Below are 25,923 nucleotides of genomic sequence, written 5' to 3' on the forward strand. Positions count from 1 at the left end.
CAGCTCCCAAGACATCTCACAGCGTGCGCACGCGTTCCTCGACCTCGAACACTTCAAGCTGGTCGCCCGGCTTGATGTCGTTCGTGTCTTGCAACAACACACCGCATTCGAGGCCGCCGCGCACTTCGGCAACGTCGTCCTTGAAGCGCCGCAGCGACTGGATGAACGTCTGCGAGATGATGACATCCTGCCGCGTAAGGCGCGCATTGATGCCCTTGCGGATGAAGCCTTCGACGACCAGCAAACCGGCCGCCTTGTCCTTCTTGCCCGCCGGGAACACCTCTTTGACCTCGGCGCGGCCAACCACGGTCTCGATCCGCTCCGGCCCCAGTTCGCCCGCCATTTCAAGGCGCACATCGTCGGTCAGCTGATAGATCACATCGTGGTACTTCATCCGCACCTTGAAGCGCTCGATAAGCTCGCGCGCCTTGGCATTGGGGCGCACGTTGAAGCCGATGATCGGTGCGCCGCTGGCCTGCGCCAGTGTCACATCGCTCTCGGTGATCGCGCCCACGCCCGAATTGAGGATGCGCACCTTGATCTCGTCGGTCGAAATGCGGTTCAGCGCATTGACGATGGCTTCGGTCGAGCCCTGCACGTCGGCCTTCACCACCACAGCATATTCGATCACCGCCTTCTTGGCAGCGAGCGCAGAGAACATGTTCTCAAGGCTGGCGGGTTCCTGCGTGGTGCGCTTGGCGGTCGCCTTCTCCTGGCGATAAGCCGCCACTTCGCGCGCGCGCGCTTCGTTTTCGACCACGGTCAGCGCGTCGCCTGCCATCGGCACCCCGCCAAGGCCGAGCACCTCGACCGGCAACGATGGCCCGGCTTCCTTGATCTGGCGGCCCTTGTCATCCAGCATCGCGCGCACGCGGCCCGATTGGGTGCCCACCACCAAGACATCGCCCACTTTGAGCGTGCCGCGATTGATCAGCACCGTGGCGAGCGGGCCCTTGCCCTTGTCAAGCTTTGCCTCGATCACCGTGGCATCGGCGAAACGATCCGGATTGGCGCGCAGTTCGAGCAGTTCGGCCTGGAGCAGGATCTTCTCGATCAGCTCGTCCATCCCCGCCCCGGTCTTGGCCGAAACCTCGACGTCCTGCACATCGCCCGACATTTCCTCGACCACCACTTCGTGTTCGAGCAGACGTTCGCGGATCTTCTGCGCGTTGGCCTCGTGCTTGTCGGCCTTGGTGATCGCCACGATCATCGGCACGCCGGCCGCCTTGGTGTGATTGATCGCCTCGATCGTCTGCGGCATAATCCCATCGTCAGCGGCGACCACGAGGATCACGATATCGGTGACGTTCGCGCCGCGCATGCGCATTTCGGTGAAGGCTTCGTGGCCCGGCGTATCGAGGAAGGTGATCAGATCGCCGCCCTTGGTCTTGATCTGATACGCGCCGATATGCTGCGTAATGCCGCCAGCTTCGCCGCGCACCACATCGGTTCCGCGCAGCGCATCGAGCAGCGAGGTCTTGCCGTGATCGACATGGCCCATGATCGTCACCACTGGCGGGCGCGGCACCATCGACTCGTCGATATCGACGTCGTCGGCGCTGTCGATATCGACATCGCTATCCGACACACGCTTGATATTGTGGCCGAATTCCTCGACCAGCAACTCGGCGGTATCCTGATCGATCGACTGGTTGATGGTGACCATCATGCCCATCTTGAACAGTGCCTTGACCAGATCGGCGGCCTTTTCGGCCATGCGGTTGGCCAGTTCCTGCACCGTGATGCCCTCGGGCACCACAACATCGCGGATCTGCTTTTCGCGCGGCTGCGATTTGCCGGCAAAATGCGCGCGCTTCTCTTTCTCTCGCGCGCGTTTTAGCGCGGCGAGGCTGCGTGCCCGCGCGCCTTCGTCTTCGTTGAGCGCCTTGCTGACGGTGAGTTTGCCCGCCTGCCGCCGATCCACCGCGCCCTTGTCACGGGGGGATTGCACCGGCTTCTTCACGACAGGTTCGGGCCGCTTGATCGGCGCCACGGGCGTAAACCGTCGCGGCGCGGTGGTCACAGGCTCGCTGGAAACGTCACTCTTGGTCTCTTCTGCGCTAACAGTGTCTGGAGTGCTGACAGCGGCGGCCGGCTCGGCAACAGCGGCGGTCTCAGCAACAGGCACCTCAAGCGGCGCTGCCGGGGCAGCATCGGGCTCTGGTGTCGCCGCAGCGACAGGGGCAGGCGTTTCTGCCGCGACCGCAGCGGGTGCGGCGGCTTTCGGGTTGTTCGCTTCTTCGATCGCGCGCTGGCGTTCTTCCTGCTCGCGGCGATAGGCAGCTTCCTGCGACTGCAGGCGTGCTTCCTCTGCCTCGCGCAGCAAGCGAGTCTGCATCTCCTGGCGCGATTCGCGCGATGCCGCGGTAAATGGCGGAGGCGGCGGCGGCGGCGGCGCTGCTGCAACGACCGGCGCGGGCGCTGGCGCGACATCGGCAGGGGCCGCAACCGGCGCGTCTCCGCTGCCCGGACGCGGCATCAATTTGCGCCGCTTAACCTCGACCACCACCTTGTTGGTGCGGCCATGGCTGAAGGTCTGCTTTACCTCACCGGCCTCTACCGAGGTCTTGAGGCCCAGCGGCCTGCGGCCCAAGGTCGGCTTCTTGTCATCGCTCATCGAACTTATTCGCCCTTCGTCACATTATCAACATCGGCCGCCCCGGGGGCTTCCCCCACAGCGGCCTCGTTCAATCCATCATCGCGGCCCAGGAAATGAACGAGGCGGCCGAGCGGCGCCTCGATCCTGCGGACCGCAGCAGCGTCAGTCAGCGCCAGGTGGACAACATTGTCGCGGCCCAATGCCACAGACAACGCTGCACGGTCCAGCGGCAAGATAAATCCCTTAAGTCCGGTGCCTTCCGCCATTTGGCCCACCCGCCATGCCTGCGCGAGCTTGTTGGGGCCATCGCTTCCGGCATCGCTGGCATGTGCCAGCCACAGCACCGTGCCCGCCCGCGCCGCCTGCGCAATGCGCTCGGTGCCCATCAGCAACGTTCCGGCGCGCAGCTCGATGCCCAGCCGGTCGGTCAGCGCGCGGGTCAGCGCGGCTTCGGTGCGCGCACCCAGATCTGGCGGAATGTCGATGCGCGCGCCTTTGAAGCCGCGCACCAGTGCGCCCTTAAGCTTGCCATTGGCCAGCGCGGTTTCCAGCGCGGCGCGGGTCACACCGATCCATGCGCCGCGCCCGGGCGCGCGCGCCAAAGCATCGGGCATCACCTTACCTTCGCTCGAAATCGCCAGCCGCACCAACGCGCCGCGCGCATCATGGCGGCCGGTGAGCACACATTTGCGCTCCGGCTGGGCCTCCTTTTCAGGAACACCCGCCGCCGCGCTCTGGATGTCGGACGTTAGCGGCTCATTGTGAGGATTCCGCATGGGCGGCCTCCTCGGTTGCAGACGTTGAGTCTGCTGCGGGTTCATCTTCGAACCAATGGGCGCGGGCGGCCATGATGATCTCGTTGCCCTGTTCTTCGGTCAAACCGTATTCACCCAGCACGCCGCCCTTGTCTTCGGCGCGCTCCGAGCGCTCGCGGCGCGGATCGGTCTGCGATGTGCTGCGGCGGCGCTGCTCGCCCCCGCGCTTCTTGGCGATCAGTTCATCGGTGGCCAGATCGGCCAGATCGTCCAGCGTCAAAATGCCCGCTTTGCCCAATGTTACCAGCATCGCTTCGGTCAGGTGCGGCATCTCGGCGAGCGCATCTTCGACGCCAAGGCCGCGGCGCTCTTCACGCTGGCCATCCTCGCGCCGCTCAAGCGCTTCGGTGGCGCGGCTTTGCAGTTCCTGACCCAGCTCCTCGTCAAAGCCTTCGATCGCGGCCAATTCGGCCATGTCGATAAACGCCACTTCTTCAAGCTCGCTGAACCCTTCGGCCACGAGCAGCTGCGAGAGCGTCTCGTCCACATCGAGCTCTTCCTCGAACATCTTCGAGCGTTCGGTAAATTCGCGCTGGCGCTTCTCCGATGATTCCGCCTCGGTCAGAATGTCGATGGCAGAGCAGGTCAGCGAGGAGGCAAGCCGCACATTCTGGCCGCGCCGCCCGATGGCGAGCGACAACTGATCATCTGGCACGACGACCTCGATGCGGCTCTCTTCCTCGTCGATCACCACGCGGCTGACGGTCGCGGGCTGGAGCGCATTGACAACAAACGTCGCGGTGTCCTCGCTCCACGGGATGATGTCGATCTTCTCGCCCTGCAGTTCCTGCACCACCGCCTGAACGCGGCTGCCCTTCATGCCGACGCAGGCACCAACCGGATCGATCCCGCTGTCGCGGCTGATCACGCCGATCTTGGCGCGCGATCCCGGGTCGCGCGCGGCGGCCTTGATCTCGATAATGCCGTCATAGATTTCGGGCACTTCCTGCGCGAACAGCTTCTTCATGAATTCGGGATGCGCGCGGCTGAGGAAAATCTGCGGCCCACGGTTCTGGCGCTCGACCTTCATGATCCACGCCCGCACCCGCTCGCCCACGCGCGGCACTTCGCGCGGGATCTGCTGATCGCGGCGGATCACGCCCTCGGCGCGGCCCAGATTGACGATGACATGGCCGAATTCGACCGACTTGATCACACCAGTGATCACTTCGCCCGCGCGGTCCTTGAATTCCTCATACTGTCGATCGCGCTCGGCATCGCGAACCTTTTGAAAAATCACCTGCTTGGCCGATTGCGCATCGATGCGGCCCAAATCAACAGGCGGCAGCGGATCGACGATAAAATCGCCGACTTTCGCGCCCGGCTGCAGCTTTTCGGCGGCTTTGAGGTCGATCTGCTTGAAATAGTCTTCAACTTCTTCGACCACTTCGACCACGCGCCACAGGCGCAGATCGCCAGTGCGCGGATCGAGCTTGGCGCGGATATCGTTCTCCGCGCCATAGCGGTTGCGCGCCGATTTCTGGATCGCTTCTTCCATCGCTTCGATCACGATCGACTTGTCGATCATCTTCTCGGTGGCGACCGCGTTGGCGATCGCGAGAAGCTCGGCGCGGTTGGCAGAAATCGCACTGGCCATGGGTTAGTCTTCCTGTTCCTCAACGGTGTCGTCGGTTCCGTCCAACACTTCTTCATCTACACCAGAAGTATCGAGCGGGCGGGTAGCGGCGATCAGCTTATCCGTCAGGAAAAGCTTCGCATTGGTCACGAGCGCGAAGGGCACCGCATACAGCACACCTTCGTCCTCGATCGAAATCGTTGCGGTCGCGGCATCGAAGCCCGCCAGAAACCCGCGATAGCGCTTGCGCCCCTCATGCAGCTCGGCCAGTTCGATCCGCGCTTCCTGCCCGGTCCAGTTCTCGAAATCCTTGGGCCGGGTCAGCGGACGGTCGATCCCGGGCGAGCTCACTTCAAGTCGGTAGGCCTCTTCGATCAGCGTCACGCCCTGTTCTTCCAGCGCATCGATCCGGTCGGAAATGCGGTGCGACAGTTCAGCACAGTCCGCGATCACCAGTTGCCCTGTTTCCGGGCGCTCTGCCATGATCTGCAACGTGTGCTCTTCATCGCCCACTTCGCCCTTGCCATAAAGACGCACGCGCACGAGGTCGAGACCGAGGCTGGCGACCTCTTCCTCCACAATCTCGATAATCTGCGCCATTTGCGTCATGCATGCTCCGCTGGGCAAACCTGCCGTTCCCGCCAGTCGCTATCAAACGAGCCGATATCAAAACATTCGATAGAGAAAGCGTTATCGTGCCGGTCCTTGCGAGGACCAGCCCAGACTCCGCTTGCACAATGTCAGGAACGTTTGCCAGTTAGGCGCGGCATTTGAAAAACGCAAGCGAAAAGGCAGCGGCTAATCGCGCCTGCCACTATTCCCGCAGCTTTTGATGTCAGCTCTTTGGCTTCATGAAGCGGTAGACAAACTGGTCGGACTTGCCGCGAATGGCGGGATCAAACACATTCTTGCTGCGATCGTCCGCCGCGTTGGCCAGCACCTTGCTCTCCCCGTCAAAGGTGAAACCTGCGGCGATTACTTCGGCTTTCAGCGCCTCGGCGTCGATCCGGTGCAATGTATCGACATCGCGCATGCCCGAACCCGCCGCGGCGCTGTGATCGAGAATGATGTAAAATCCGCCCGGCTTGAGCGCGGCAAAAACTGCGGCATTGACCGCAGCGATCGTCTGCGGCGGCAGCTTGGCGCTGTGCAGGTCATGATAATTCTGCGCGGTCCACACCACGTCGGCGGTGCCGGCCGGGGCCACATCGGTAAGCGCGCGAATCGCAACCTCGACATTCTTGTAGGCAGGCTCCGCGCCCAAAGCCGTAACCGCCGCCGCCGCCTTCGGATAAGCTTTGGCGAACTGGTCTGGCACCAGCGCGATCACATGGCCCTTGGGCCCCACGGCTTTCGAGAATATGCGCGTAAAATAGCCGCCGCCAGGCAGCATATCGACAACCGTCTTGCCCGGTTTGACTTTGGCGAAGGTGATCATCGCGGCTGGCTTGCGGGCGGCATCGCGCGCAATGTCGTCGGCCGGGCGGGCGGCGTTGCTGATCGTGGCTGCGCTCAGCGCGAGAGCGATGATGGCAAGCGCGGGGAACGAAAAGACGTTGTTGTTCACGGCGGCCGACTCCCGGCGGTGGAACCCGATTAGATTATGCCGTAAATCGGCGCAGGTGCCAACCGCGAAAAATTTGGAATGTTAAAGGTCGCGGATTACCCATAGTTGGCATATTTTGCCAAATTTTGGCTTCGGGGTCAGGGTGTCTTCGCGTAATCAGGGCCGAAAATGCCGGTTTTCCATGGCTTTCTCAAATTGGCACGCCCCGTGCAATGCGGTGCGCATCTGCCGGACCAGACACCGCGCAGTCCCAAACCAACCGCAAGGAACCTCCGTTATGGCCACTTTCCGCAATTTCACCACCCCGATCATCAGCGCCGCAGCCGCACTCACTTTGTCATTCTTGGCGATCAGCAACACAGTGTCGACGCCGGCCGCCGCCGCAAAACTTGCCCTTGCCGCAGCCCCCGCAACGGCCGCCACCGTGGCAGACGTGGCATGAGCGACTTGCGTTTTGAGGACCCCTCGCCCCGCCCTGCCCGCCAAGGCTTCCGTCTCGGCAAGGACCGGGCCAAACTCATGGGCGTCTGCGCCGGGATCGCCAATGCGACCGGGCTCGACGTCACCCTCGTCCGCGTCGCCTGGGTGATCGGCACGCTGGTCGGCTTCGGCTCGCTGATCCTGATCTATCTCGCCATCGGCCTGATCGCCGATTGAGCGCAACCGGGGGCGCTCTCCGCCGCGCAGAGAGCACCACCTGGTGGCAATGGCTAGTGCTCGCCGCCTGCAAACGGCGAGAAATTGGTCTTCGTGTCAAACACGTCATACCCCTCGCGCCGCTTGAGAAATCCGATCACAGCATAAGTCACCGGGGTCAGGAGCACTTCCCACGCCACTTTCATCGCCCAGTTGACCAGCATGACCGTCAGCAGCGATTGCGTGGTCCAGACGCCAAGAAACGCAATGGGATAAAAAAGCGCGCTATCGACCGCTTGGCCAAAGAACGTCGAGCCGATCGTGCGGGTCCAAAGGTATTTGCCCCCGGTCAGCACCTTCATCCGCGCCAACACGAAACTGTTGACAAACTCGCCCGCCCAGAACGCGGTGATCGACGCGATGACGATCCGATACGTGCTGCCAAAGACCGAGTCATAAGTCGTCTGGCAGATCGCGCCTGCGGATGATTGCTTCACCAGATCGGCAAACAGCGGGTTGGCGCTGGAGGCGCAGCCCCAATCGGGCGAAGGCGGCATGGCGACTACAACCGTGCTCATCAGCGCCATGAACAGCAGCGCGAAAAAGCCCATCCACACGCAGCGCCGCGCGTTGGCATAGCCGTAAACCTCGGTCAGCACATCGCCCAGCACATACGACACCGGGAAAAACAGGATCCCCGCCCCGAAGGTCCAGCCGCCGACAGTCGCCAGCTTTGACGCACCAATCAGGTTCGACAACAACAGGATGCCTACGAACGAGGCCATCATGAAGTCGAAATAGCGAAAATGGCGGCGCGCGCCGTCGGTGCCATCGATGCGAACAGGATTGTGCTGATTCATGGGCACGATGCCTATCGTCATTTGCGCAAGCCGCAAAGCCACCTTATGAAGCGCAGCAGGCGCCCTTAGCTCAGCTGGATAGAGCACCGGCCTTCTAAGCCGGTGGCCGCAGGTTCGAATCCTGCAGGGCGCGCCATTTCCCTGCTAACACGGCGCTATTGCCGCGCTAAGCGCACGCCTGCTCTCACTTGGTCGCGTACTGGCCGGGCTTGGCGTCAAAATTCGCCTGGGCAAAGGTCTTTGCAGCAGCGGCGGTTTTGAACAACTCGTCGTGCATCACCGCCTTGACCAGCATGTACCCTTGCGAATTGTAATAGGTATCGCGCACGGTCAGGCGGAAATTGCCCTCTTCGTCCTTGTTGATCAGGAAAGGGCGGCTTTTGGGGTCTGACATCGCTTGTGCTCCTGGAGTGGCCGGACCGGGCATCATTGCCCGGAACAGCAGGTAGTGGATTCGCGAAGGCGCGCTCAGGGCGCTGCGGCGAACCAGATCGTGTGGTGAGCGCCCTTGCCATTGCTGCGGGCGCGCACCGGCACCTCGTCAACGGCATAGCGGGTATCGGTCAGCCGCCGCGTGAACGCGGGATCGCGCGCGGCGGACCATACCGCCAATACGCCGCCGGGCTTCATCGCGATCCGCGCATTTTGCAGGCCGCGCTTGGAATAAAGCTTTGAATTTGTGGGCCGGGTCAGCCCGTCGGGGCCATTGTCGACATCGAGCAGGATCGCATCGAATTCGCCGCGCGATCGCTCGATCACCGCAACCACATCGTCCTCAATCAGCGTAACGCGCGGGTCGTCGAGGCAACCGGCGGTAAGGTCGGCCATAGGCCCGCGCGCCCAGTCGATGATCTCGGGGATCAGTTCGACCACCGTCACGCGGGCGGCGCTGCCCAGCACGCCGAGCGCGGCGCGCAGCGTAAAACCCATGCCGTATCCGCCCACCAGCAGATGCGGCGCCTTGCGCGCGGCAATCCGCGTGCAGGTCATCGTCGCCAGCGCTTCTTCCGAACCGCTCATGCGCGTGGTCATCAGCTCGTTGCCGCCCAGCGCGATCATGTAGTCGCGGCCATGGCGAAACAGGCGCAATTCCTCACCCGCTGGAATCGGCGCAGTGCCGACCAGCTCGCGGGCGATCAAGAGGTGCGCCAGTTCATCATAGATCAGCGGCCCTTGCGGCTCTTGCGCGCGGCATAGCGGGCATCGCGCGCGGCCTTTTTCTCGGCCTCGGTCTGCTCTGCATTGGCGGCTTCTGCTTCGGCTGCGGCGCGTTCAGCAGCGGCTTGGGCCTCAGCCAGCGCGCGCAGCGCTTTTGCGGCGGCCAGTGCCTCGGCAATCTTGGCGGCTTTGGCGGCTTCGCGCTTGGCAACTTTTGCCGCCTCGCGGGCTTCGGCTTCGGCCATTTTGCGCGCTTGTTCTTCCGGGTCGACCGGCGGTTTTGACTTCAGCTTGGCAAGTGCGGCCTCGCGCGCCTTGGCGGCGGCGGCGGTGCGATCCTGAAATCCGGGTTCCTTGTATCCTGCCATTGTGGCCTTGCTCGTCCTTTGTTGGTATTAAAAGAATAGGGCCTGAAAAAGAATGGGCCGGGGCGCCGCGATCGGCGCCCCGGCCCAACCTGAAGATCAGGCCTGCTGGAGGTTGACAGCCGAAGTCTTGCCGCGACGATCGGTTTCCAGCTCATACGAAATGCGCTGGTCCTTATCGAGCGTGCTCATGCCGGCGCGTTCCACGGCCGAAATGTGAACGAAAGCATCGCCGCCGCCGCCTTCAGGCGCAATAAAACCATAACCCTTGTCGGCGTTGAAGAATTTGACAGTACCGGTGATCATCTGGGAATTCCTTGTCCAGAAATATTGACGGGCATGCGCAACCTTTGCGCATCCCGGCTTCGTGAGGCTATTTTAGGACACAGGGATGAGCCTAAGCAGGCCCGATATCCGTCTAATGCGACGTCAGCCAGCGCGGCCTAGCACAGCTTCATCAAATTATCGAGCCATATCGCACATTAACCGCAAGCATCCCGCGCTGCTCCCGCGTTGACGCAGGTCTGGCGACTGTGCAACGGGATGCCAATTCGCACCACGCGAGGAGCCTTACCTTTGGAAAAACCTTTCCTGTTGCCCTTCGCCAGCGGCCTGGTTCCCGTCGAAACCGGCCCATGGGCGGGCTGGTACAGCTGGGCCGGCACCGATCCGTTCGAGGATGCCATCGGGCCGTTTTATCTGCGCCGGGATGAGCACGGGATCGTCACCGGGTTCATGCCCGGCCCCGCCAATCTCAATAGCCACGGCATCGTGCATGGCGGCTGCCTGATGACGTTTGCCGATTATTCGCTGTTCATGTTCGCCGCCGCCGATGGGCACCAGGTTGGCGGCGTCACCGTCGCGATGAACAGCGAGTTCATCGGCGCGGCAGAGCCGGGCGTGCTGCTCGAAGCGCGCGGGGAATTGCTGGGCGGCGGGCGCAGTCTGGCGTTCGCGCGCGGGGTCATCACCGCTGGAACGCGCCGCATCCTCTCGTTCTCGGGCACGATCAAGCGCACCCCGCCGCCTTCGTCGCATTAGCTGCGGGGAGCATGCCGCAACCGGCATCCTCCCGGCAGATCGCCCGCGCCGTCAGGCTGTGCGCGTGCCGTTCAACGGAAATGTGCCGAACATTCCGGCAGTGACCGAGCCAGTCACCGTATCGCCATCAATTGTAGCCGCGCAATCCAGCTTCATCGGCATCGGCACGGTGATCTCGCTCGACCAGGTGATGCTGTTGCCATCCACTTTGCCGTCGGTGATCGCGGAATTGCCCTGATCGCCAGCGCTGCTGCCGGTGAACGTGTCGCCATCGGCGTTGACGGTGAGAGTCATCTTCTGCTCGCCCAGCGGCGATTTGATCACGCATGCGTATGTACCGGAAACAGACATCGTTCTCTCCTTGGTGGTGCAGTCTTGTTAAAGCGCGAGACTGGTTTTTGCCTACATCAATGTCAATAGCATTGCAGTCCGGCAGAAATCTTGACGCATCGCTGCAAACCTTTGAAGAAGACGCGCAGCCCCGGCCCTTCCGGTCGGCTGCGGGGAGCCTGCGCGCATGAACGCCGCCGAAGCACCATCGATTCTGCATGACGGCTTCGTGCTGCTCGGCTTTGCGCTGGTGTTCGTGCTGCTGTTCCGGCGGCTCGGCCTTGGTGCCACGCTCGGCTATCTGCTGGCCGGCGCCGTCGTCGGCCCGCAAGTTCTCCAGATGGTCAGCGATGGCGAGCAGAAGCTGGGCTTTGCCGAGATCGGCATCACCTTGCTGCTGTTTCTCGTCGGGCTTGAGCTTGATCCCGCGCGGCTATGGCGGATGAAGCGCGACATCGTCGGGCTTGGTCTTCTGCAAGTCACCGCCTGCGGCCTTGCGCTGGCCGCCGCGATCTGGGCCTTCGCCGGGTTCTCTCCCGCCGCCTCGCTCGCGCTGGGTCTGCCGCTGGCGCTTTCGTCCACCGCGCAAGTCCTGCCGATGCTGCAATCCTCGGGCCGCCTGCGCACGCGCTTTGGCGAGCGCGCTTTTTCGATCCTGCTGTTTCAGGATCTTTCGATCATTCCGCTGATCACGATCATCACCGCGCTCAGCCGCAATCCCGCCGATGCCGGCGGCCCGCCGGGCTGGCTGCTGGTGATCTATACCGCGCTGGCCATCACCGGGCTGGTCGCGGCAGGGCGCTTTCTCATCCGCCCGCTATTCCGCCTGATCGGCAATCTGGGTGAGCGCGAGATGTTCGTCGTCGCCGCGCTGTTCACCGTCATGGCGTCGGCCGCCGTGATGGAGCTGGTCGGGCTCTCGGCGGCGCTCGGCGCATTCATCGCGGGCGTGATGCTCGCCGACTCCCCTTATCGCCATGAGCTGGAGGCCGATGTCGAGCCATTCCGCTCGCTGCTGCTCGGCCTGTTCTTCCTCTCGGTCGGCATGAAGCTCGATCTTTCCGCCATCGCGCAAAACCCGCTGTTCGTGGTCTCGGTGGCGCTCGGCGTGATCGCGATCAAGGCTGCCGTCATGTTCATCATCGCGCGCTTGTTCGGCGTTCCGTGGCGCGGCGCGCTCGCGCTGGGCCTGCTGCTCAGCCAGGGCGGCGAGTTCGGCTTCGTGCTGTTTGCGCAGGCCCAGCATGCCCTGCTCATCGCGCCTGAAGCCGCCAGCCTGTTTGGCGCGGTCGTCACGTTGTCGATGTCCACGACCCCGTTCCTGATGACCATCACCCGCCGCTTCCGCGCCGAACCGGTCAAGGCCGCCGAAACCCGCGAGGGCCCGCGCAGCGACGGCGCCAGCGCGCTGATCGTGGGCTTCGGGCGGTTTGGTCAGGCCGCCGCGCAGGTTCTCCAAGCCAGCGGGATCTCAGTCACGCTGATCGATACCGATGTGGAAACGATCGATGTCGCCGGGACGTTCGGCGCCAAAGTCTACTTCGGCGATGGCACGCGGATCGATATGCTGCGGCAGGCAGGCGCAGCCGAAGCTGAAATGATCCTCTTCTGCATCGATGGAGATCAGATCGACACCGCCATGCTCGCGGCCGTGCACGAAACATTTCCTCGCGCCGCGCTTTATGTGCGCGCGTTCGATCGCAGGGTGGTGGTAAGCCTGCGCGATGCTCCCGCCGCGCTGGTCGTGCGCGAAACTTTCGAGTCCGCCATCGTGATGGCGCGCGCCGCACTCGATCAGGCTGGGCTCAGCAACGAAGCGATTAACCGGGCCGAAGACCTCTTCCGCACGCGCGACCGTCAGCGGCTCGAACGGCAGATCGAAACCGGCGAGATGCGCTCAGGGGGTGACCAGATTATGGGCGGACCGGAACCGCAAATGGCAGGTGGCGAGCCGGGCTGATGTTGCAGAAACGCCCATGGGTCTCGGCCATCCCCAGATCTTCCCAGATTCTCAATGCATCTGCATCGACCGTTTCATGCAAATGCATTGAGTAGCAGCCCTGATTGATGCGATTGCATGGATCGGCCATCCTGCGCCAATGACCATGCCCTCCGCCGTCACCATTCTTACTTGGGCGCGCTTAGTCCGCGCCAGCGCCAAAGCGCTGAACACTGCCGAACTTGCGCTCAAACAAGCCGGTTTGCCGCCGCTCGAATGGTACGAGCTGCTCGCCGAACTCCAGCACAAAACACCGATCCGCCCGCGCGATCTGCAAGGCCCGCTGCACGCCGAGCAATACAGCCTCTCACGCCTGATCGCGCGAACCGTGCGCGCCGGTCTGGTGCTGCGCCGCCCCTGCCCCGGCGATGCCCGGGGCCACACGCTCGAACTGACCGAAGCCGGCACCGCGATGCGCGCCGCCATGTGGCCGGTCTACGGCGCGGCGATCGAGCAGGCGCTGGGCACGCGCCTCACCGAAGACGAACGGCTAACGCTGGCCGGATTGTTGCAGCGGCTGGTTTAGGCTGGCGCTCTCACGCGTTGACTAGCCGCAGGCAGCCCATGTCAAACCATTCCCCGGTCGATGCGCAAACGGCAACTTTTAAGTGAACCGCCCATTCGCGCTTAATTCGGCGGCTTGGCAGCTATGCAGCCCGCAGGAAGTCGTCCCGCCTCAAGTCTGCTGATGGGGCTGGCGCCGGCAAAAGTCCGCCCAGATCGAGCTCGGCAACGCCGCGAGGGCTGCCAAGGCGGATCAGGCGCGGGCGGGTTGTCAGTGACCATTGCCAGGCGCCGGCCTGCATGAAGCTGTGATGTGCGACAACCACGCCGCCCATCCGGCGGTGTGCGTTCAGCGCAGGCAAATTGTAGTCTGCGATGCGGCTGAACGAGTGGGTATATCCGCGCTGTTCCATCCATAACCCGACACCCGCCCACAGCGCGGCAAAACTGCGGCCGAGCCGATGCTGAGGGGCAATCCACAAGCCCGTATCCCAGCAGCCTTCTGGCGGGAGCCGGAAGCAGACTTCCACCTCGTCCTCGCGGTAGGAGCCAGTGCCCAGCCAGACCAGACCGGTGAGCTTGTCCTTTGGATCGAATACGCCAAGACAGGACAGCCCGGCCCCAAATCGCAGGGCCTGCACCGCCGGAGATGCGTCTACGGCATAACCCGACAGCTCGGCCGGATTCAGCTGTGTCACCTGGTGGCCGCGCGGCATCGAGGGCAACCCCGCACGCGGCTGCGCCAAGATTGCATAGCGATGAAACGCAGCGAGCCCTGAGGCGCGCGCCATTCGCGCCGCCACATACGATGACGCGCCAAACAGTCCCAGCATGTTTATGGTGTGCATCATCGGCATAGCAGCCAGCTTAGCGGCGATTTCCTAAGGAAGCGCAAAGCGCCGATCCGCCCGCACGACCTGCAATCCGCGCTCGACATCGAGCAATACAGCCTCGCGCGCCTGATCGCGCGAACCGGGCGCGCCGGGCTGGTGCTGCGCCTCACCAAGAACGAGCGCCTGACGCAGGCCGGGCTGCTCAGCGCCTGATTTAGAGTGCGTCACTCCCAACGCTCAGCACGCTGCCGCCCCGGCCATCCTGCAGAAACACCGCACTGCGCAGCCCGGTGGTCGAGGGCTTGAAGCGATAGCTCGCGCTCTGCCCCTTCCATTCGCCCAGCAGCACGAGTTCGCGCACCAGATTGCGGTGCGGCAAAGTCCGACCATTGTTCTCGCCCGCCTTGACCGGGATACGGATCAGGCGCGGATCATAGCGCGCGAGCCACACTTGCGCAGGGCGAGCCGGGGCATTGCCCTTGGCCACGGTCACATCGCCCGCGCCGACTACCGGAACCGGCGCGGCGGCGCGCACCGAAGCGATGGCGCTTTCCAGTTCTGCGCCTTTGGCACCGACAATCGTGCGCTGTCCATTGATCCAGAATTGCGGGGTATAGACCTCGCGGCTGGCGTTGCGCGCGGCATAATCGCGCTGGCGCTGAGTGAATTCGGGGCTGGCAAAGCGGTCTTTCCATCCGAGATAATCCCAATATGTAACCTCGAACGAGAGCGCGATGAGGCCCGGGCGGTCGGCCACGCCGTTCAGCCATGCCTCGGCGGGCGGGCAGCTGGAGCAGCCTTCGCTCTGGTAAAGTTCCACCAGCACCGGCGCGGCTGGCGCGGCGTGCAATGCGGGCGCAGCGGCGCGCATTGGATTGGCCGCAGCCGAGAGCGAATAGCCTGCCAGCGCAAGCCCGCCTGCCACCAGAACAGGCGCCGCCAGAGCCAGCAAGATGCGGATGGGAGAATGCGGAGCGTTCATAGGAGTATCCGTGGGGCTTCTATCGGGATGGGTCATACCGAGTTCGCGGCGCACCCGCCAAACGTTACAGACAGTCAGCGTGGCAGGCGGTCAGCGTTGCAGGCAGTCAGGCGGGCGATATTCGGGCTGCATTGACAGCCGTGCCGCCATGTGCGCTTGCGCAAGCAAGAACGAAGCTTGGGATTCATGCCATAATGTCGCCAAAAAACGCTGCGGGTCTGTCCCCCCTCGCCCTGATGGCCGCGCTTGCATGCGCTTCATCAGCGCAGGCGCAAGAGGCGGTGCCGGAGCCGATCATCGTCACCGGGCGCGGCCTCGATACCGCCCCCGCAGACCCGGCCTATTCGGTGCAGACCATCGCCCGCGAGCAATTGCTGATCACCGCCTCGGGCCGCTTGGAAGATGCGCTGGCCTCGGTCGCCGGGTTTCAGCAATTCCGCCGCTCAGACAGCCGCTCCTCCAATCCTTCGGCGCAGGGTATCACCCTGCGTGCGCTCGGCGGCAACGCCACCAGCCGCACGCTGGTGCTGCTCGATGGCGTGCCGCAGGCCGATCCGTTCTTCGGCTTCATCCCGTTCAGCGCCATCCCGCCCGAGCAATTGGCCAGCGCGCGCGTGCAGCGCGGCGGCGGCTCGGGCGCATTTGGCGCAGGCGCGGTGGCGGGAACGATCGACCTTGCCAGCGCGGATGCCGACCAGCTCGGCCTGTTTGGTGGCACCGCGCTGGTCGATGATCGCGGCGAGACCGAGCTTTCGGGCACGCTCGCGCCCAAAATTGGCGCTGGCTTCGCGGTCATTTCGGGCCGCTGGGATCGTGGGCGCGGCTTTTTCACCACGCCTGCCAGCGAGCGCGTGCCCGCCACCGTGCGCGCCCGCTATGAAAGCTGGTCGGTCGGCGTGCGCGCGGTCGCGCCGCTCACCCCCGATATCGAATTGCAGGCGCGCGTGCAGTTGTTCCGCGACGAGCGCACCTTGCGCTTTGCCGGCGCAGACACCGGCGCGCGCGGCGAGGATGCCAGCGTGCGACTGGTTAGGCGCGGACCGTGGCAGTTCGATGTGCTGGGCTATATCCAGAAGCGCGATTTTCATAACGTGGTGATCAGCGCGCGCACCTTCCTCCCCACGCTCGACCAGCGCGCCACCCCCGCCACCGGCCTTGGCGGCAAGATCGAATTGCGCCCGCCAGTCGGCACCGCGCACGTACTGCGCATTGGCGCAGACTGGCGCAGCGCGGAGGGTCGCACCGAGGAAAGCCCTTACACGAACGGGCGCATTTCTGGATACCGCAGCGCGGGCGGCACCAACAGCGATGTCGGCTTCTATGCCGAAGACGACTGGACGCTGGGCGCTTTGGTGCTGACCGCAGGCGCGCGCGCCGACCGCTGGACCGTCCGCAATGGCGCGTTCGAGGACCTGACCACCACCGGCGTCGTCCGCTCTGCCATCGCTTTTCCCAATCGCGCCGGATGGAACGGCAGCTTTCGCGGCGGCGCGGTGTTCAACGTGAGCAGCACGCTGGCCTTGCGCGCCTCGGCCTATACCGGCCTGCGCCAGCCCACGCTGAACGAGCTTTACCGCAGCTTCACCGTGTTTCCGATCACCACCCGCGCCAACGCCGCGCTCAAGAACGAGCGGCTGCGCGGGTTCGAGGGCGGGTTCGACTGGCACCCGGTCCCCGCCGTCACGTTCTCGGCCACCGCGTTCGACAACAAGGTCCGCGATGCCATCGCCAATGTCACGATCGACGCTACCACGCGCGAGCGCCGCAATGTCGGCGCGGTCGCGGCGCGCGGGCTGGAATTTTCCGGCGAGGCCAAGTCCGGGGCGTTCTCGCTCATCGCCTCGGCCAGCTATACCGAAGCCAAAGTCGAAGCGCCCGGCAATGCGCTCAATGGCAAGCGCCCGGCACAAACCCCGCGTTGGGCGGTCAGCGCAACCGCCGCCTGGCGTCCGCGCGCCGATCTGACACTGGCCTTCACCGCGCGCCACACCGGCACCCAGTTCGAGGACGACCTCGAAACCACCGCGCTGCCGCCGGTGACGGTGTTCAACGCCTTTGCGCAAGTGCTGCTGGCCGGGCCTCTCAGCCTTATCCTGCGCGCTGAGAACCTGACCGACGCGGCAGTCGTCACGCGCAATTCAGGCGGTTCGATCGACCTTGGGACCCCCCGCACTCTCTGGGCCGGTGTCCGCGTCGCCCTTCGTTAGGCAGATTGCGTCAGGCCAGCGACGGCGGAAGCGCAGGGTAATGCAGCGCCACATCGCCCAGCGCCGCCTCCAGCGGCCCCAGCCACTGCGCATAATTCTTCCAGTGCTCCACCGCGTCGCTGAAGATCGGCTGGCGCACCTGCTCCGAACTGGCCGTGCGCACCGCCCGCTTGGTTTCCCAGAACGAGAGGCATGCCTCCTCGAACGGCAGGCCGAGATGCGCCAGCAGACAGTTCACCTCGCCCGGCGTATCGGCGACCATCTGCTCATAGATCACCTGGTGCACTGCCCCCGGCGCGGCGCGATCGAATGAAGCCATCAGCGCCACGTATTCCGCATAATAACGGCCCACGTCGGCCAGATCATAAGTAAACACCTGCCCCCGCGCAAAATGCTGCTTCCACGCTGAAAAGCAGCAGCCTAGCGGATGGCGGCGCGCGTCGATGATCGCCGCATTCGGCAGGATCAGCTTGATCAGCCCGACATGCTGCCAATTGTTGGGCATCTTATCGATAAAGCGCGGCTTGTCTGTCTGGCGGTGCACCCGCGTGCGCTCCAGATATTCCTCGCCCAGTTGCCGCCGGTGGTCGGGCGTGAGCGAGGCGGCCATCGCGCCAAAATCGGCAAATTCGCCGTCATCGACCCGCGATTGCAGGCGGCTGGCGATCATCATCATCTCGGCCAGCTCCATTGTGCCTTCGATCTGGCTGTGGCTCGACAGGATCTGTTCGACCAGCGTGGAGCCCGACCGCGGCAGGCCGACGATGAAGATCGGGTCCGGTGCGGCGGCCCCGCCCTCGCCCATCCCTGCCAGAAACGCTGCGGTAAATGTCTGCGCCGTAGCCGCCACTTCGGCGCTGAACACGTCAGGATCATACTGCAACAGCGCGCGCCGCAGCCGGTTGCCCTGCTCGTAATGCGCGAACGATGCGGGATAGTCCTTCGCATCCTCATAGGCCTTGCCGAGCGAAAAATGGAGGTGGAACACATCCTCGCGCCGGGCCTCATCGCTGCCATCCAGAGAGGCAAGCGCCGCCGTCATCTGCGCGATGTCATCGGTGCCAAGCTTCACTGTCTTGAGGTTGGCCAGGCTCCACCATGCCTCGCCCATCGCCGGATTGCGGGTCGCCGCCTCGCGATAGGCGGCAATCGCCTCGTCCTGCACGCCCAATGTCTTCAGCACATGGCCCAGATTCTGCCAGACCTGCGGATGATCGGGCTCTGCTTCGAGCAACTTTTCATAGATCGTGCGGGCCCGATCCTGCTCGCCAAGCCGCACCAAGACCGAAGCCAAAAGCAGATTATGGCCCGGCGATTTGGCCGGACTGGCAGCCAGAATCTCAGCATGCGTCAGTGTTTCGGACAGCCGGTTGGTCTGCAGCAACAAGCGCACCATAAAGTCGCGCGCCATATCAAACCCGGGCGCCAGCTCCAGCGCCCGCCCGACATGCTCCAGCGCCTTATCCATATCGCCGCGCCGCCATTGCACTTCGCCGAGCAGCCGCGTGCCCACTGGATCGTCCGGCATCGTCGCCAGCCTGGCATCCAGCAATGCCGCGCTTTCCTCCAGCGCGCCGCTTTGCATATCGGCCGCCGCCTTCAGCAATTCGGGATCGCGGGAAGCGGCGCGCACCCCGGAAAGATCGGCGCGCCACGCCTCTTCGCTCCGGCCCTCCGCGCGCAGTTGCCCTGCCAGCTTGAACCACCCGCTGGCCACGTCCGGTTGCTGGCGGGTCAGGTTCTCCAGCGCGGCAATCGCCTGCGTTCTGTCGCCTGCCTCGCTCGCTGCTTGCGCCAGTTCCCAGAGCAGGATGGGCACGCGCGGCTGGCTGCGAGCCAGCACCGCGAGCCGCGGCAGCGCCGCCCCCGGCTGGCCCAGCTTGCGCAGCGCCTGACAGGCCAGCAACTCCGCAGGCGGCAGCCCCGGCATCTGCGCAAGGATAGTCTCGGCCTGCGCCAGCGCCGCTTGCGGTTGCGTATCGAGCAGGAGCTCGGCCTGCTCCAGCGCCTGCCTGATCGGCTGATTTGCAGGCGCCGTCCCGCTATTTGGGCTCGTTTTGGGCGAGGCAGCTTCCATCAAAAATCCCACTGTGTCTGTCTTTGGACTATCCTGAAACCAATCGCCGTGCGGCGCAACCGGCTTTCGAACTGGCGGCGCAGCGCCATGCATGTTGTGGCAGGGCTTCGCAGAACGCGTATTGACTCCTTTTTGCAATGCGGCATTTTGACTCTAGGAAATCTGTCAAGATGCACAGAGGCCCTATGAATGCAGTTGAACCAAACTGTTGCTTTTGCAGCGGATTCCGTCAATTTTGATGGGCAGCGCGGCATTTTTGTCAGTTGGTTCGGCGCGGCAAACCCGCAAAGCGGGAGCCGCAGTTTCGAAACGCAGGGGAAAAGCCAGTCTTTTGTTTCGACCAATGGGGGTTCTGTATCGTGAAAAAGCAAGTACGTAGCCGTTCGAAAATCATTGCCGCTCTCAGTCTTTCGACCGTTCTGGCCGGCATCGCCGCACCAACGTCGGTTTTTGCGCAAGATGCTGCGCCGCAGCCCGCCGAAGAGGCGCCGACAAGCGGCTTTGAAGAGATCATCGTGACCGCGCAGCGCAAGGCTGAAAACGTTCAGAAAGTGCCGATCGCCATTCAGGCTTTGGGCTCGGACTTCCTCGCCAACCGTCAGGTGAAAGGGCTTTCCGATTTCGCCGCGTTGCTTCCTTCGGTCTCATTCGCGGGCATCGGGCCTGGCCGTAATGAAGTTTACTTCCGCGGCATCGTTCCAGCGGGCGGCGCTTATGCCTCAAGCGGTTACTATCTCGATGAAATCCCCATCACCGGTGCCGAAGTTCCGGACATCTTTGCTTACGACGTAGATCGCATCGAAGCGCTGGGCGGGCCGCAAGGCACGCTGTTTGGCGCAGGCTCGCTCGCCGGCGTGATCCGCATCATCACCGCCAAGCCCAAGATGGGCAAGTTTGAATTCGGCGCAGACACCGAGATCAACAAGTTCGGCAAGGGCGCAGTTGGTAGCACGATCAAGTCGTTCATCAACGTTCCGATCAGCGATACAATCGCGGTGCGCGCGATGGCCTACTACCGCAAGGAAGGCGGCTATATCGACAACGTGCCCAACAATGGCCTGAACAACAGAGGCCAGCCTTTGGTTCTGGGTCTTGGCGACAACAATCCCGCCACCTCGTTCACGCTCAACAACGCTGCCATCGCCAAAAAGGACTACAACCCGGTTTACGAGTACGGCGGGCGCGTATCGCTGTTGTGGGATATTGCCGATGGCTGGGACATTACGCCATCGATCACCGCGCAGCGCCAGATCTCTTATGGCTACTTCGGCTTCGATCCGCGACTCGGCGATTTGCAGGTTCATGACTTCGACCTGACCCGCCAGGACGACAAATGGTATCAGGCCGCGCTCACCATCCACGGCCACATCGGCGACTTCGATTTGGTTTCGGCAACGGGCTATTTCAGCCGCAACCGCAAGACCAACAACGACTACACCTACTACACTGTCACTTACGACAGCTTTGGCGCAGGATACGAAAGCTACCTGCAATTCTTTGATCGCGCAGGCTGTTCGGGTTCGGGTGCGACACTGCGGTGCAACACCCTGATCAATCCGACCCAGTACTTCAGAAACAATAACGGCAACCAGAAGTTCACGCAGGAACTGCGCCTGACCACGCCGAAGACGTGGCCATTCGACGTTACCCTTGGTGGATTTTACCAGCGGCAATCGAACCAGACAAACAACTTCTACTCGATTCGCGGGCTCGACCAGATCGTTGGCTACACCGAAGGTGGTGGCGGCGACAACAATCCTGCAGGCTTCGGCATTCCCCAGGCACAGGGCGGCACGATGATCCTCGGCACGCCCGCCGTGCGTGAAGACGGGTTCTACATCACCGAGAATGATACGCTTTATCACGATACGGCAGTCTTCGCCGAAGCGCACTACAACGTCACGCCCGAGATCAAGCTTACCGGCGGTGTCCGCTATTTCTGGACCGACTTCGAAATCACCGGTTTTGCCGGTGTGGCAAGCTCGGCCCTGAACGCGCCGACGATCTTCACGCCGACCGGCGGCATCGGCTGCCCCCTGCCCCTCACCGGCGCGCGGCTTGAATGCCGCAATGTCAACCGGCTCGATCCGCTCAGCGTCGGGCGTTACAAGGAACAGGGTCAAACCCACAAGGTCGTGGTCGATTGGTCGATTACGCCCGACAAGCTGGTCTACTTCAACTATTCGACCGGCTTCCGGCCTGGCGGCTTCAACCGCCCGCTGCGCATTCGCGCTACCACTACCCTGCCGGCAGTGGTTGTTGCCGCGCCTGGGTTCAAGTCTGAAACGCTCACCAACTTCGAACTCGGCTTCAAAACCACCTGGAACAACATCTTCCGCTTCAACGGAGCGATTTACTTCGAAAAATGGAACAATATCCAGTATGGCGTGGTCGTCGCGGGTGCGCAGGGCGCTGGCTACACCGGCAATGCGGGTCAAGCCGAAGTCAAGGGCTTTGAATTTGACGCGGACCTGCGGCTTGGCAAATTTACCGTCACCACCAGCGGTGCTTACAACGACGGCAAGTTGAAGGGCGACTTCTGCAACTTTGTCGCCGACCGCGCAGCTCAGACGATCGCGCAACTTTCTGCCTGCTCGGCCAATACCTTCGTCGATACCAATGGCGTCATCGTGACCGGCGATCCGAACTCCGGCACCAACATTGGCACCCCCACTGTTGCGGCCGCCAACGGGACCCGTCTGCCACGTCAGCCCAAGTTCAAGGGCACGACAACGATCCGCTACGATACCGATCTCGGCTCGTATCGCGCCTACGTCCAAGGCGCGGTACTCTATCAGACCGGCGCGACGCAGGATCTGAACGTCGCAAACAACGCGCTGTTTGGCAACACGCCGGGCTTCGTCAGCTTCGATTTCTCAGCAGGGGTCCGCAAAGAAAACTGGACGATGGACCTGTTTATCCAGAACGCGTTTGACCGGCGCGGACAATTGACCAGGAACACCTTCTGCTCGATCCAGTTCTGCAGTGACTCAACCCGTACGTTCATCATCCGGCCGCAGTTCTTCGGCCTCAAGGTCGGCTACCGCTACTGAGCCGAACACCTCTGACATAAAAAAGCCCTCCGCAGTTCAGGCTGCGGAGGGTTTTTTTGTTATCTGGAGAGGCGCTTGAGCACGCCTTGCTCCAGCGCCAGGCGCGAAGCCCCCGCCCCTCAGCTCATCTGCAACGGCAATGTCCGCAAACGCTTGCCCGTGGCATCATGGATCGCATTGGCAATCGCGGGGATCACTGGCGGCAGCGCCGGCTCGCCAAGCCCGGTGGGCGGATTGTCGGTCTTGACCCAGGTGATCGCCACGTCTTCCGGCGCCATCTCGATCCGCATCATCGGAAAGTCCAAGAAGTTCTCCTGAGCCACCGCGCCTGCTTCCTGCACGATCGGTTGCCAGACCAGCGCCTGCGCGATGCCATCGATCGCCGCGCCCTGCATCTGGTGCTCAGCGTTGAGCGGGTTGATCACTTGCGCGCCGATGTCGCCCGCGACCCACACTTTGTCGACCTTCACCGCGCCGTCCGCCACGGTCACATCAACCACTTCGGCAAAATAGCCGCGGTGACTGAAATAGAAGCCAAAGCCCCGGCCCTTGCCCTTCACGGTGGACGGCTTGCCGGTCCAGCTGGCGAACTTGCACACCGCATCGATCACGCCGCGCGCGCGCGCTGTGCTGAATTCGGGCTCGCCCTCTTCGGCGCGTGGCAGCATCTTGGGCCCCCCCAGCGTGCGGCGCATCAGCTCGGGCAGATCGAGCCCGGCGGCCGCCGCCACTTCGGCCAGGAAGCCTTGAAACACGAACGCCATGGCATTGGAGGTCGGCGCGCGCAGCCAGCCGGTTGCCAGGTTGGTGGCGATGAACGACATGCCATAATCGACATCGGCGATCACCGGCCCCGGAAACTCGTGCGCGTTCATCTCGGCGGCGCGGATCGGCTTGCCGCCCGCGCCAAAGGTGATGAAATGGTCCTTGAGCGCGATCATCGCGCCGCTGGCATCTATCCCTGCGATGAGGCGGTGCCAGCCGCCCGGGCGATAGTAATCATTGCGCATATCATCCGTGCGATCAAAGATCAGCTGGACCGGCCGGCCCGGCATGGCTTTGGCGGCCTGCGCCACCATCACCATGTAATCGTTCATCAACCGCCGCCCGAAGCCGCCGCCGATGCGTGTCAAGTGCACGGTAATCGCCTCGGGCGCGATGCTCATCACGCGGGCGACGTCCTTGATCCCTTCTGCCGGCCACTGCGACGGTGCCCAGATCTCGAGTTTGCCGTCGGCGTGCATGAGCGCGGTGCAGTTCTGCGGCTCCAGCGTCGCGTGCGACAGGATCGGATAGGCATAGTCCGCCGTGATCGTTTTGGCCGCGCGCGCCAGCGCCGCATCGGCATTGCCCGCCTTGAATAGCGAGCTTTGCGGCGCACTGCCCAGCAGCGCTGCAGCCTGCTTGGCATAGCCTGCGGTCGAGAAGCCGGCTTGCGCCGCGCTGTCCCACTCGACCGTCAGCTTCTCGCGCACCTTGTTCGCGCGCCACCAGCTGTCGGCCACGATCAGCACCGCGTCGTGCTTGCCCGCCGGGACTTCGCCGCTGTTCACGGGTACCACCGCGCTAATGCCGCGCTGTTGCCGCACTAATGCGTCACTAAACTGTCTTATTGTGCCACCTTGCACCGGGCATTTGACCATCGCGGCATAGACCATGCCGGGCAGCCGCGTATCGATGCCAAACAGCGGCGCGCCGCGCACGATCGCGGGCGTATCCACGCCGGGCTGCGATTTTCCAATGATACGAAAGGTTTCCGGGGATTTGAGCGGAACCTTCTCAAGATCAGGGGCCGCGATCTTGACCGCCTCAGGCGCAAGCGACGCATAGGTTGCGCGCCGCCCGCTGGCTTTGTGGATCACTTCCCCCGCCTCGGTCGTCAGGCTAGCGGCGGGCACCCCCCACAGTTTTTCCGCTGCTAAAACAAGCATTTGCCGCGCTCCCGCGCCGGCCTGCCGCGCGGGCATCCAGTTGAACGGCGTTGCCCAGCTGCCACCGGCAATCTGCATGCCATAGAGCTTCTCGTTGGTATCAGCCTGGCGAATCCGAATCTGGCTCCACGAAACGTCGAGCTCCTCGGCGATCAGCATCGGCAGCATCGTCTTGATGCCCTGCCCGATCTCGGGATTCTTGGCCTCGATGATGAAGGTATTGTCCGGCGCGATGTGGATGAACGCGCCGAGCAGCGCTGGTTCGCCAGTGCCCGCCGCCGCGCGGGCCAGCGTCAGCCGCGCTTCGAACGTGAGCGCCGCGCCGCCCGCGATGGTGGCTGCAATGAACGACCGGCGATTGAGGGAAACCGTGCTCATGCCGCTTCTCCCGCTGCTTCGAGGATCGCCTTGCGAATGCGCAGATAGGTCGCGCAGCGGCAGATATTGCCGCTCATCCCGGCGGTGATATCATCAGCGCTCGGCTTCGGTGTGCGGCTGAGCAGCGCGGTGGCCGACATGATCTGCCCCGCCTGGCAATATCCGCACTGCGGCACGTCGAGCGCGGTCCATGCGGCAACAACCTTTTTGCCCACCGGCAAGCTGGCAACATCCTCAATCGTCACGATCGCCTTGCCCGCAGCGTCCGCGATCGGGGTCTGGCAAGCACGCACCGCCTCGCCATCAAGCAGCACGGTGCACGCGCCGCACAGGCCCGCCCCGCAACCGAACTTGGTTCCCACCAAGGCCAGCTCCTCGCGCAGAACCCACAGCAGCGGCTTGTCGGCATCGGTCTCTATTGTCCGCGGCGTGCGGTTCACCGTCAGCGTGATCGGCATGGTGCATCCCCTATTTCCGGTCCGGGCCGGGCGTCCGCGCCAGTCCCCGTTCGCGTGGCATTCTACGGTATCAATTTGGCCGCCACCAGCCGTGATCTTTCGGCGGCGACAACATTTCCGCTTTTGCGGCCGCTGGCGCGCACTCCCGCGATCTCGCTGGCGGCGAACGGCGCGACTTTCCGCGCGTAGCCGGGAAAGGTCATGGCATGATTGAGTACATCGGCAATCGCCTGATCGGATAGCGAAGCCACCGCCGGCATCATCCCGTTGATCGGCTTGCGGTCGACGATGATCGGACCGTAGAGTCCGTTGATCAAGACCATCGCGAGATAGCGCCGCCCGTCCGGCGATGAAGCGATCTGGGGCACTCGGCCGGCAAGGCGGGGAAATTGGCCGGGCAGCCCCGCGCCTGCCGTTTGATGGCACATCGAAAATTGCGCGGCAAATGTCTGCTGGCCGGTCGCCCATGCAGCTTGCGGCGCAACCAGAGCGGCCATCGCCGCCAACGCCCTTATCATGGCCCCCACATAAGCCCCCAGATACGCCCAAACTGC

General features: G+C 63.4%; 26 protein-coding genes and 1 tRNA gene. 10 read left to right on the plus strand and 17 right to left on the minus strand.

Features of this window, described 5'->3' with window-relative positions:
- Positions 1-16: 16 nt before the first annotated feature.
- From infB to Q0O40_RS02645, 5 genes are all read right to left on the minus strand, one after another.
- Positions 17-2,617, minus strand: a complete 2,601-nt coding sequence (gene infB, locus Q0O40_RS02625) for a translation initiation factor IF-2 (RefSeq protein WP_295525817.1) — start codon at positions 2,615-2,617, stop codon at positions 17-19.
- 5 nt (positions 2,618-2,622) lie between these two features.
- A complete protein-coding gene (locus Q0O40_RS02630; RefSeq protein WP_295525819.1) occupies positions 2,623-3,375 on the minus strand; it encodes a DUF448 domain-containing protein in 753 nt (250 codons plus the stop codon).
- Positions 3,356-5,011, minus strand: coding sequence for a transcription termination factor NusA (gene nusA / locus Q0O40_RS02635; protein WP_295525821.1), 1,656 nt, complete (start codon positions 5,009-5,011; stop codon positions 3,356-3,358). Before nusA ends, Q0O40_RS02630 begins: the two co-directional genes overlap by 20 nt.
- A 3-nt stretch (positions 5,012-5,014) precedes the next feature.
- Positions 5,015-5,599, minus strand: coding sequence for a ribosome maturation protein RimP (gene rimP, locus Q0O40_RS02640; RefSeq protein ID WP_295525823.1), 585 nt, complete (start codon positions 5,597-5,599; stop codon positions 5,015-5,017).
- Between the two features lie 226 nt (positions 5,600-5,825).
- Positions 5,826-6,557, minus strand: coding sequence for a methyltransferase (locus Q0O40_RS02645; protein ID WP_295525825.1), 732 nt, complete (start codon positions 6,555-6,557; stop codon positions 5,826-5,828).
- 277 nt (positions 6,558-6,834) lie between these two features.
- Here Q0O40_RS02645 and Q0O40_RS02650 point away from each other — a divergent pair, with 277 nt between their 5' ends.
- Positions 6,835-6,999, plus strand: a complete 165-nt coding sequence (locus Q0O40_RS02650) for a hypothetical protein (RefSeq protein WP_295525827.1) — start codon at positions 6,835-6,837, stop codon at positions 6,997-6,999.
- Positions 6,996-7,214, plus strand: a complete 219-nt coding sequence (locus tag Q0O40_RS02655; protein WP_295525828.1) for a PspC domain-containing protein — start codon at positions 6,996-6,998, stop codon at positions 7,212-7,214. The genes Q0O40_RS02650 and Q0O40_RS02655 overlap by 4 nt, the downstream gene beginning before the upstream one ends.
- 53 nt (positions 7,215-7,267) lie before the next feature.
- Here the strand turns inward: Q0O40_RS02655 and Q0O40_RS02660 are convergent, their stop codons facing one another.
- Complete coding sequence (locus Q0O40_RS02660; RefSeq protein WP_295525832.1) at positions 7,268-8,053, minus strand: queuosine precursor transporter; 786 nt, start codon at positions 8,051-8,053, stop codon at positions 7,268-7,270.
- A gap of 59 nt (positions 8,054-8,112) precedes the next feature.
- Between Q0O40_RS02660 and Q0O40_RS02665 the strand changes: the two genes are divergently transcribed.
- Positions 8,113-8,189, plus strand: a tRNA-Arg gene (locus Q0O40_RS02665).
- Between the two features lie 48 nt (positions 8,190-8,237).
- Here Q0O40_RS02665 and Q0O40_RS02670 read toward each other — a convergent pair.
- From Q0O40_RS02670 to Q0O40_RS02685, 4 genes are all read right to left on the minus strand, one after another.
- Complete coding sequence (locus Q0O40_RS02670) at positions 8,238-8,447, minus strand: hypothetical protein (protein ID WP_295525834.1); 210 nt, start codon at positions 8,445-8,447, stop codon at positions 8,238-8,240.
- A 74-nt stretch (positions 8,448-8,521) separates the two neighbouring features.
- A complete protein-coding gene (locus Q0O40_RS02675; RefSeq protein ID WP_295525835.1) occupies positions 8,522-9,193 on the minus strand; it encodes a spermidine synthase in 672 nt (223 codons plus the stop codon).
- A 23-nt stretch (positions 9,194-9,216) separates the two neighbouring features.
- The gene (locus Q0O40_RS02680; RefSeq protein ID WP_295525838.1) at positions 9,217-9,579 is read right to left on the minus strand and encodes a DUF6481 family protein; all 363 of its coding nucleotides are present in this window, start codon (positions 9,577-9,579) and stop codon (positions 9,217-9,219) included.
- 96 nt (positions 9,580-9,675) lie between these two features.
- Entirely contained in the window at positions 9,676-9,882 is a 207-nt protein-coding gene (locus Q0O40_RS02685) for a cold-shock protein (protein ID WP_295525841.1), read from the minus strand.
- 270 nt (positions 9,883-10,152) lie between these two features.
- On the opposite strand from Q0O40_RS02685, the gene Q0O40_RS02690 reads away from it, so the two are divergent.
- Positions 10,153-10,617 carry a PaaI family thioesterase gene (locus tag Q0O40_RS02690; protein WP_295525844.1) on the plus strand — a complete coding sequence of 155 codons (465 nt, stop codon included), beginning with the start codon at positions 10,153-10,155 and terminating at the stop codon, positions 10,615-10,617.
- 51 nt (positions 10,618-10,668) lie between these two features.
- On the opposite strand, the gene Q0O40_RS02695 is transcribed toward Q0O40_RS02690, so the two are convergent.
- Positions 10,669-10,968 carry a hypothetical protein gene (locus Q0O40_RS02695; RefSeq protein WP_295525846.1) on the minus strand — a complete coding sequence of 100 codons (300 nt, stop codon included), beginning with the start codon at positions 10,966-10,968 and terminating at the stop codon, positions 10,669-10,671.
- A gap of 166 nt (positions 10,969-11,134) precedes the next feature.
- On the opposite strand from Q0O40_RS02695, the gene Q0O40_RS02700 reads away from it, so the two are divergent.
- Both Q0O40_RS02700 and Q0O40_RS02705 read left to right on the plus strand, forming a co-directional pair.
- A complete protein-coding gene (locus Q0O40_RS02700) occupies positions 11,135-12,907 on the plus strand; it encodes a cation:proton antiporter (protein ID WP_295525848.1) in 1,773 nt (590 codons plus the stop codon).
- Positions 12,908-13,046: 139 nt separating this feature from the next.
- Positions 13,047-13,472, plus strand: coding sequence for a MarR family winged helix-turn-helix transcriptional regulator (locus Q0O40_RS02705; protein ID WP_295525850.1), 426 nt, complete (start codon positions 13,047-13,049; stop codon positions 13,470-13,472).
- A 121-nt stretch (positions 13,473-13,593) separates the two neighbouring features.
- Here the strand turns inward: Q0O40_RS02705 and Q0O40_RS02710 are convergent, their stop codons facing one another.
- Positions 13,594-14,301, minus strand: coding sequence for a hypothetical protein (locus Q0O40_RS02710; RefSeq protein ID WP_295525852.1), 708 nt, complete (start codon positions 14,299-14,301; stop codon positions 13,594-13,596).
- Between Q0O40_RS02710 and Q0O40_RS02715 the strand changes: the two genes are divergently transcribed.
- Positions 14,293-14,496 (plus strand): hypothetical protein, encoded by a 204-nt coding sequence (locus Q0O40_RS02715; protein WP_295525854.1) that lies wholly within the window; start codon positions 14,293-14,295, stop codon positions 14,494-14,496. The two genes, Q0O40_RS02710 and Q0O40_RS02715, sit on opposite strands and share 9 nt — an antisense overlap.
- A gap of 1 nt (position 14,497) precedes the next feature.
- Here the strand turns inward: Q0O40_RS02715 and Q0O40_RS02720 are convergent, their stop codons facing one another.
- The gene (locus Q0O40_RS02720; protein ID WP_295525857.1) at positions 14,498-15,265 is read right to left on the minus strand and encodes a thioredoxin family protein; all 768 of its coding nucleotides are present in this window, start codon (positions 15,263-15,265) and stop codon (positions 14,498-14,500) included.
- A 236-nt stretch (positions 15,266-15,501) separates the two neighbouring features.
- Here Q0O40_RS02720 and Q0O40_RS02725 point away from each other — a divergent pair, with 236 nt between their 5' ends.
- Positions 15,502-17,472: a TonB-dependent siderophore receptor gene (locus Q0O40_RS02725; protein ID WP_295525860.1), complete on the plus strand. Its 1,971-nt coding sequence runs from the start codon at positions 15,502-15,504 to the stop codon at positions 17,470-17,472.
- Between the two features lie 10 nt (positions 17,473-17,482).
- Here Q0O40_RS02725 and Q0O40_RS02730 read toward each other — a convergent pair whose 3' ends face one another.
- Positions 17,483-19,549, minus strand: coding sequence for a tetratricopeptide repeat-containing sulfotransferase family protein (locus Q0O40_RS02730; RefSeq protein WP_295525863.1), 2,067 nt, complete (start codon positions 19,547-19,549; stop codon positions 17,483-17,485).
- A gap of 189 nt (positions 19,550-19,738) precedes the next feature.
- Here Q0O40_RS02730 and Q0O40_RS02735 point away from each other — a divergent pair, with 189 nt between their 5' ends.
- A complete protein-coding gene (locus tag Q0O40_RS02735) occupies positions 19,739-19,912 on the plus strand; it encodes a hypothetical protein (protein WP_295525865.1) in 174 nt (57 codons plus the stop codon).
- Positions 19,909-22,602 (plus strand): TonB-dependent receptor, encoded by a 2,694-nt coding sequence (locus tag Q0O40_RS02740; RefSeq protein WP_295525868.1) that lies wholly within the window; start codon positions 19,909-19,911, stop codon positions 22,600-22,602. The genes Q0O40_RS02735 and Q0O40_RS02740 overlap by 4 nt, the downstream gene beginning before the upstream one ends.
- A gap of 119 nt (positions 22,603-22,721) precedes the next feature.
- Here Q0O40_RS02740 and Q0O40_RS02745 read toward each other — a convergent pair whose 3' ends face one another.
- From Q0O40_RS02745 to Q0O40_RS02755, 3 genes are all read right to left on the minus strand, one after another.
- A complete protein-coding gene (locus tag Q0O40_RS02745; protein ID WP_295525870.1) occupies positions 22,722-24,911 on the minus strand; it encodes a molybdopterin cofactor-binding domain-containing protein in 2,190 nt (729 codons plus the stop codon).
- Complete coding sequence (locus tag Q0O40_RS02750; protein WP_295525873.1) at positions 24,908-25,369, minus strand: (2Fe-2S)-binding protein; 462 nt, start codon at positions 25,367-25,369, stop codon at positions 24,908-24,910. Before Q0O40_RS02750 ends, Q0O40_RS02745 begins: the two co-directional genes overlap by 4 nt.
- 62 nt (positions 25,370-25,431) lie before the next feature.
- The gene (locus Q0O40_RS02755) at positions 25,432-25,866 is read right to left on the minus strand and encodes a cytochrome c (RefSeq protein ID WP_295525875.1); all 435 of its coding nucleotides are present in this window, start codon (positions 25,864-25,866) and stop codon (positions 25,432-25,434) included.
- Between the last annotated feature and the right edge of the window lie 57 nt (positions 25,867-25,923).

It is taken from the genome of Novosphingobium sp. Chol11 (assembly GCF_945870625.1).
Taxonomy (GTDB): Bacteria; Pseudomonadota; Alphaproteobacteria; order Sphingomonadales; family Sphingomonadaceae; genus Novosphingobium.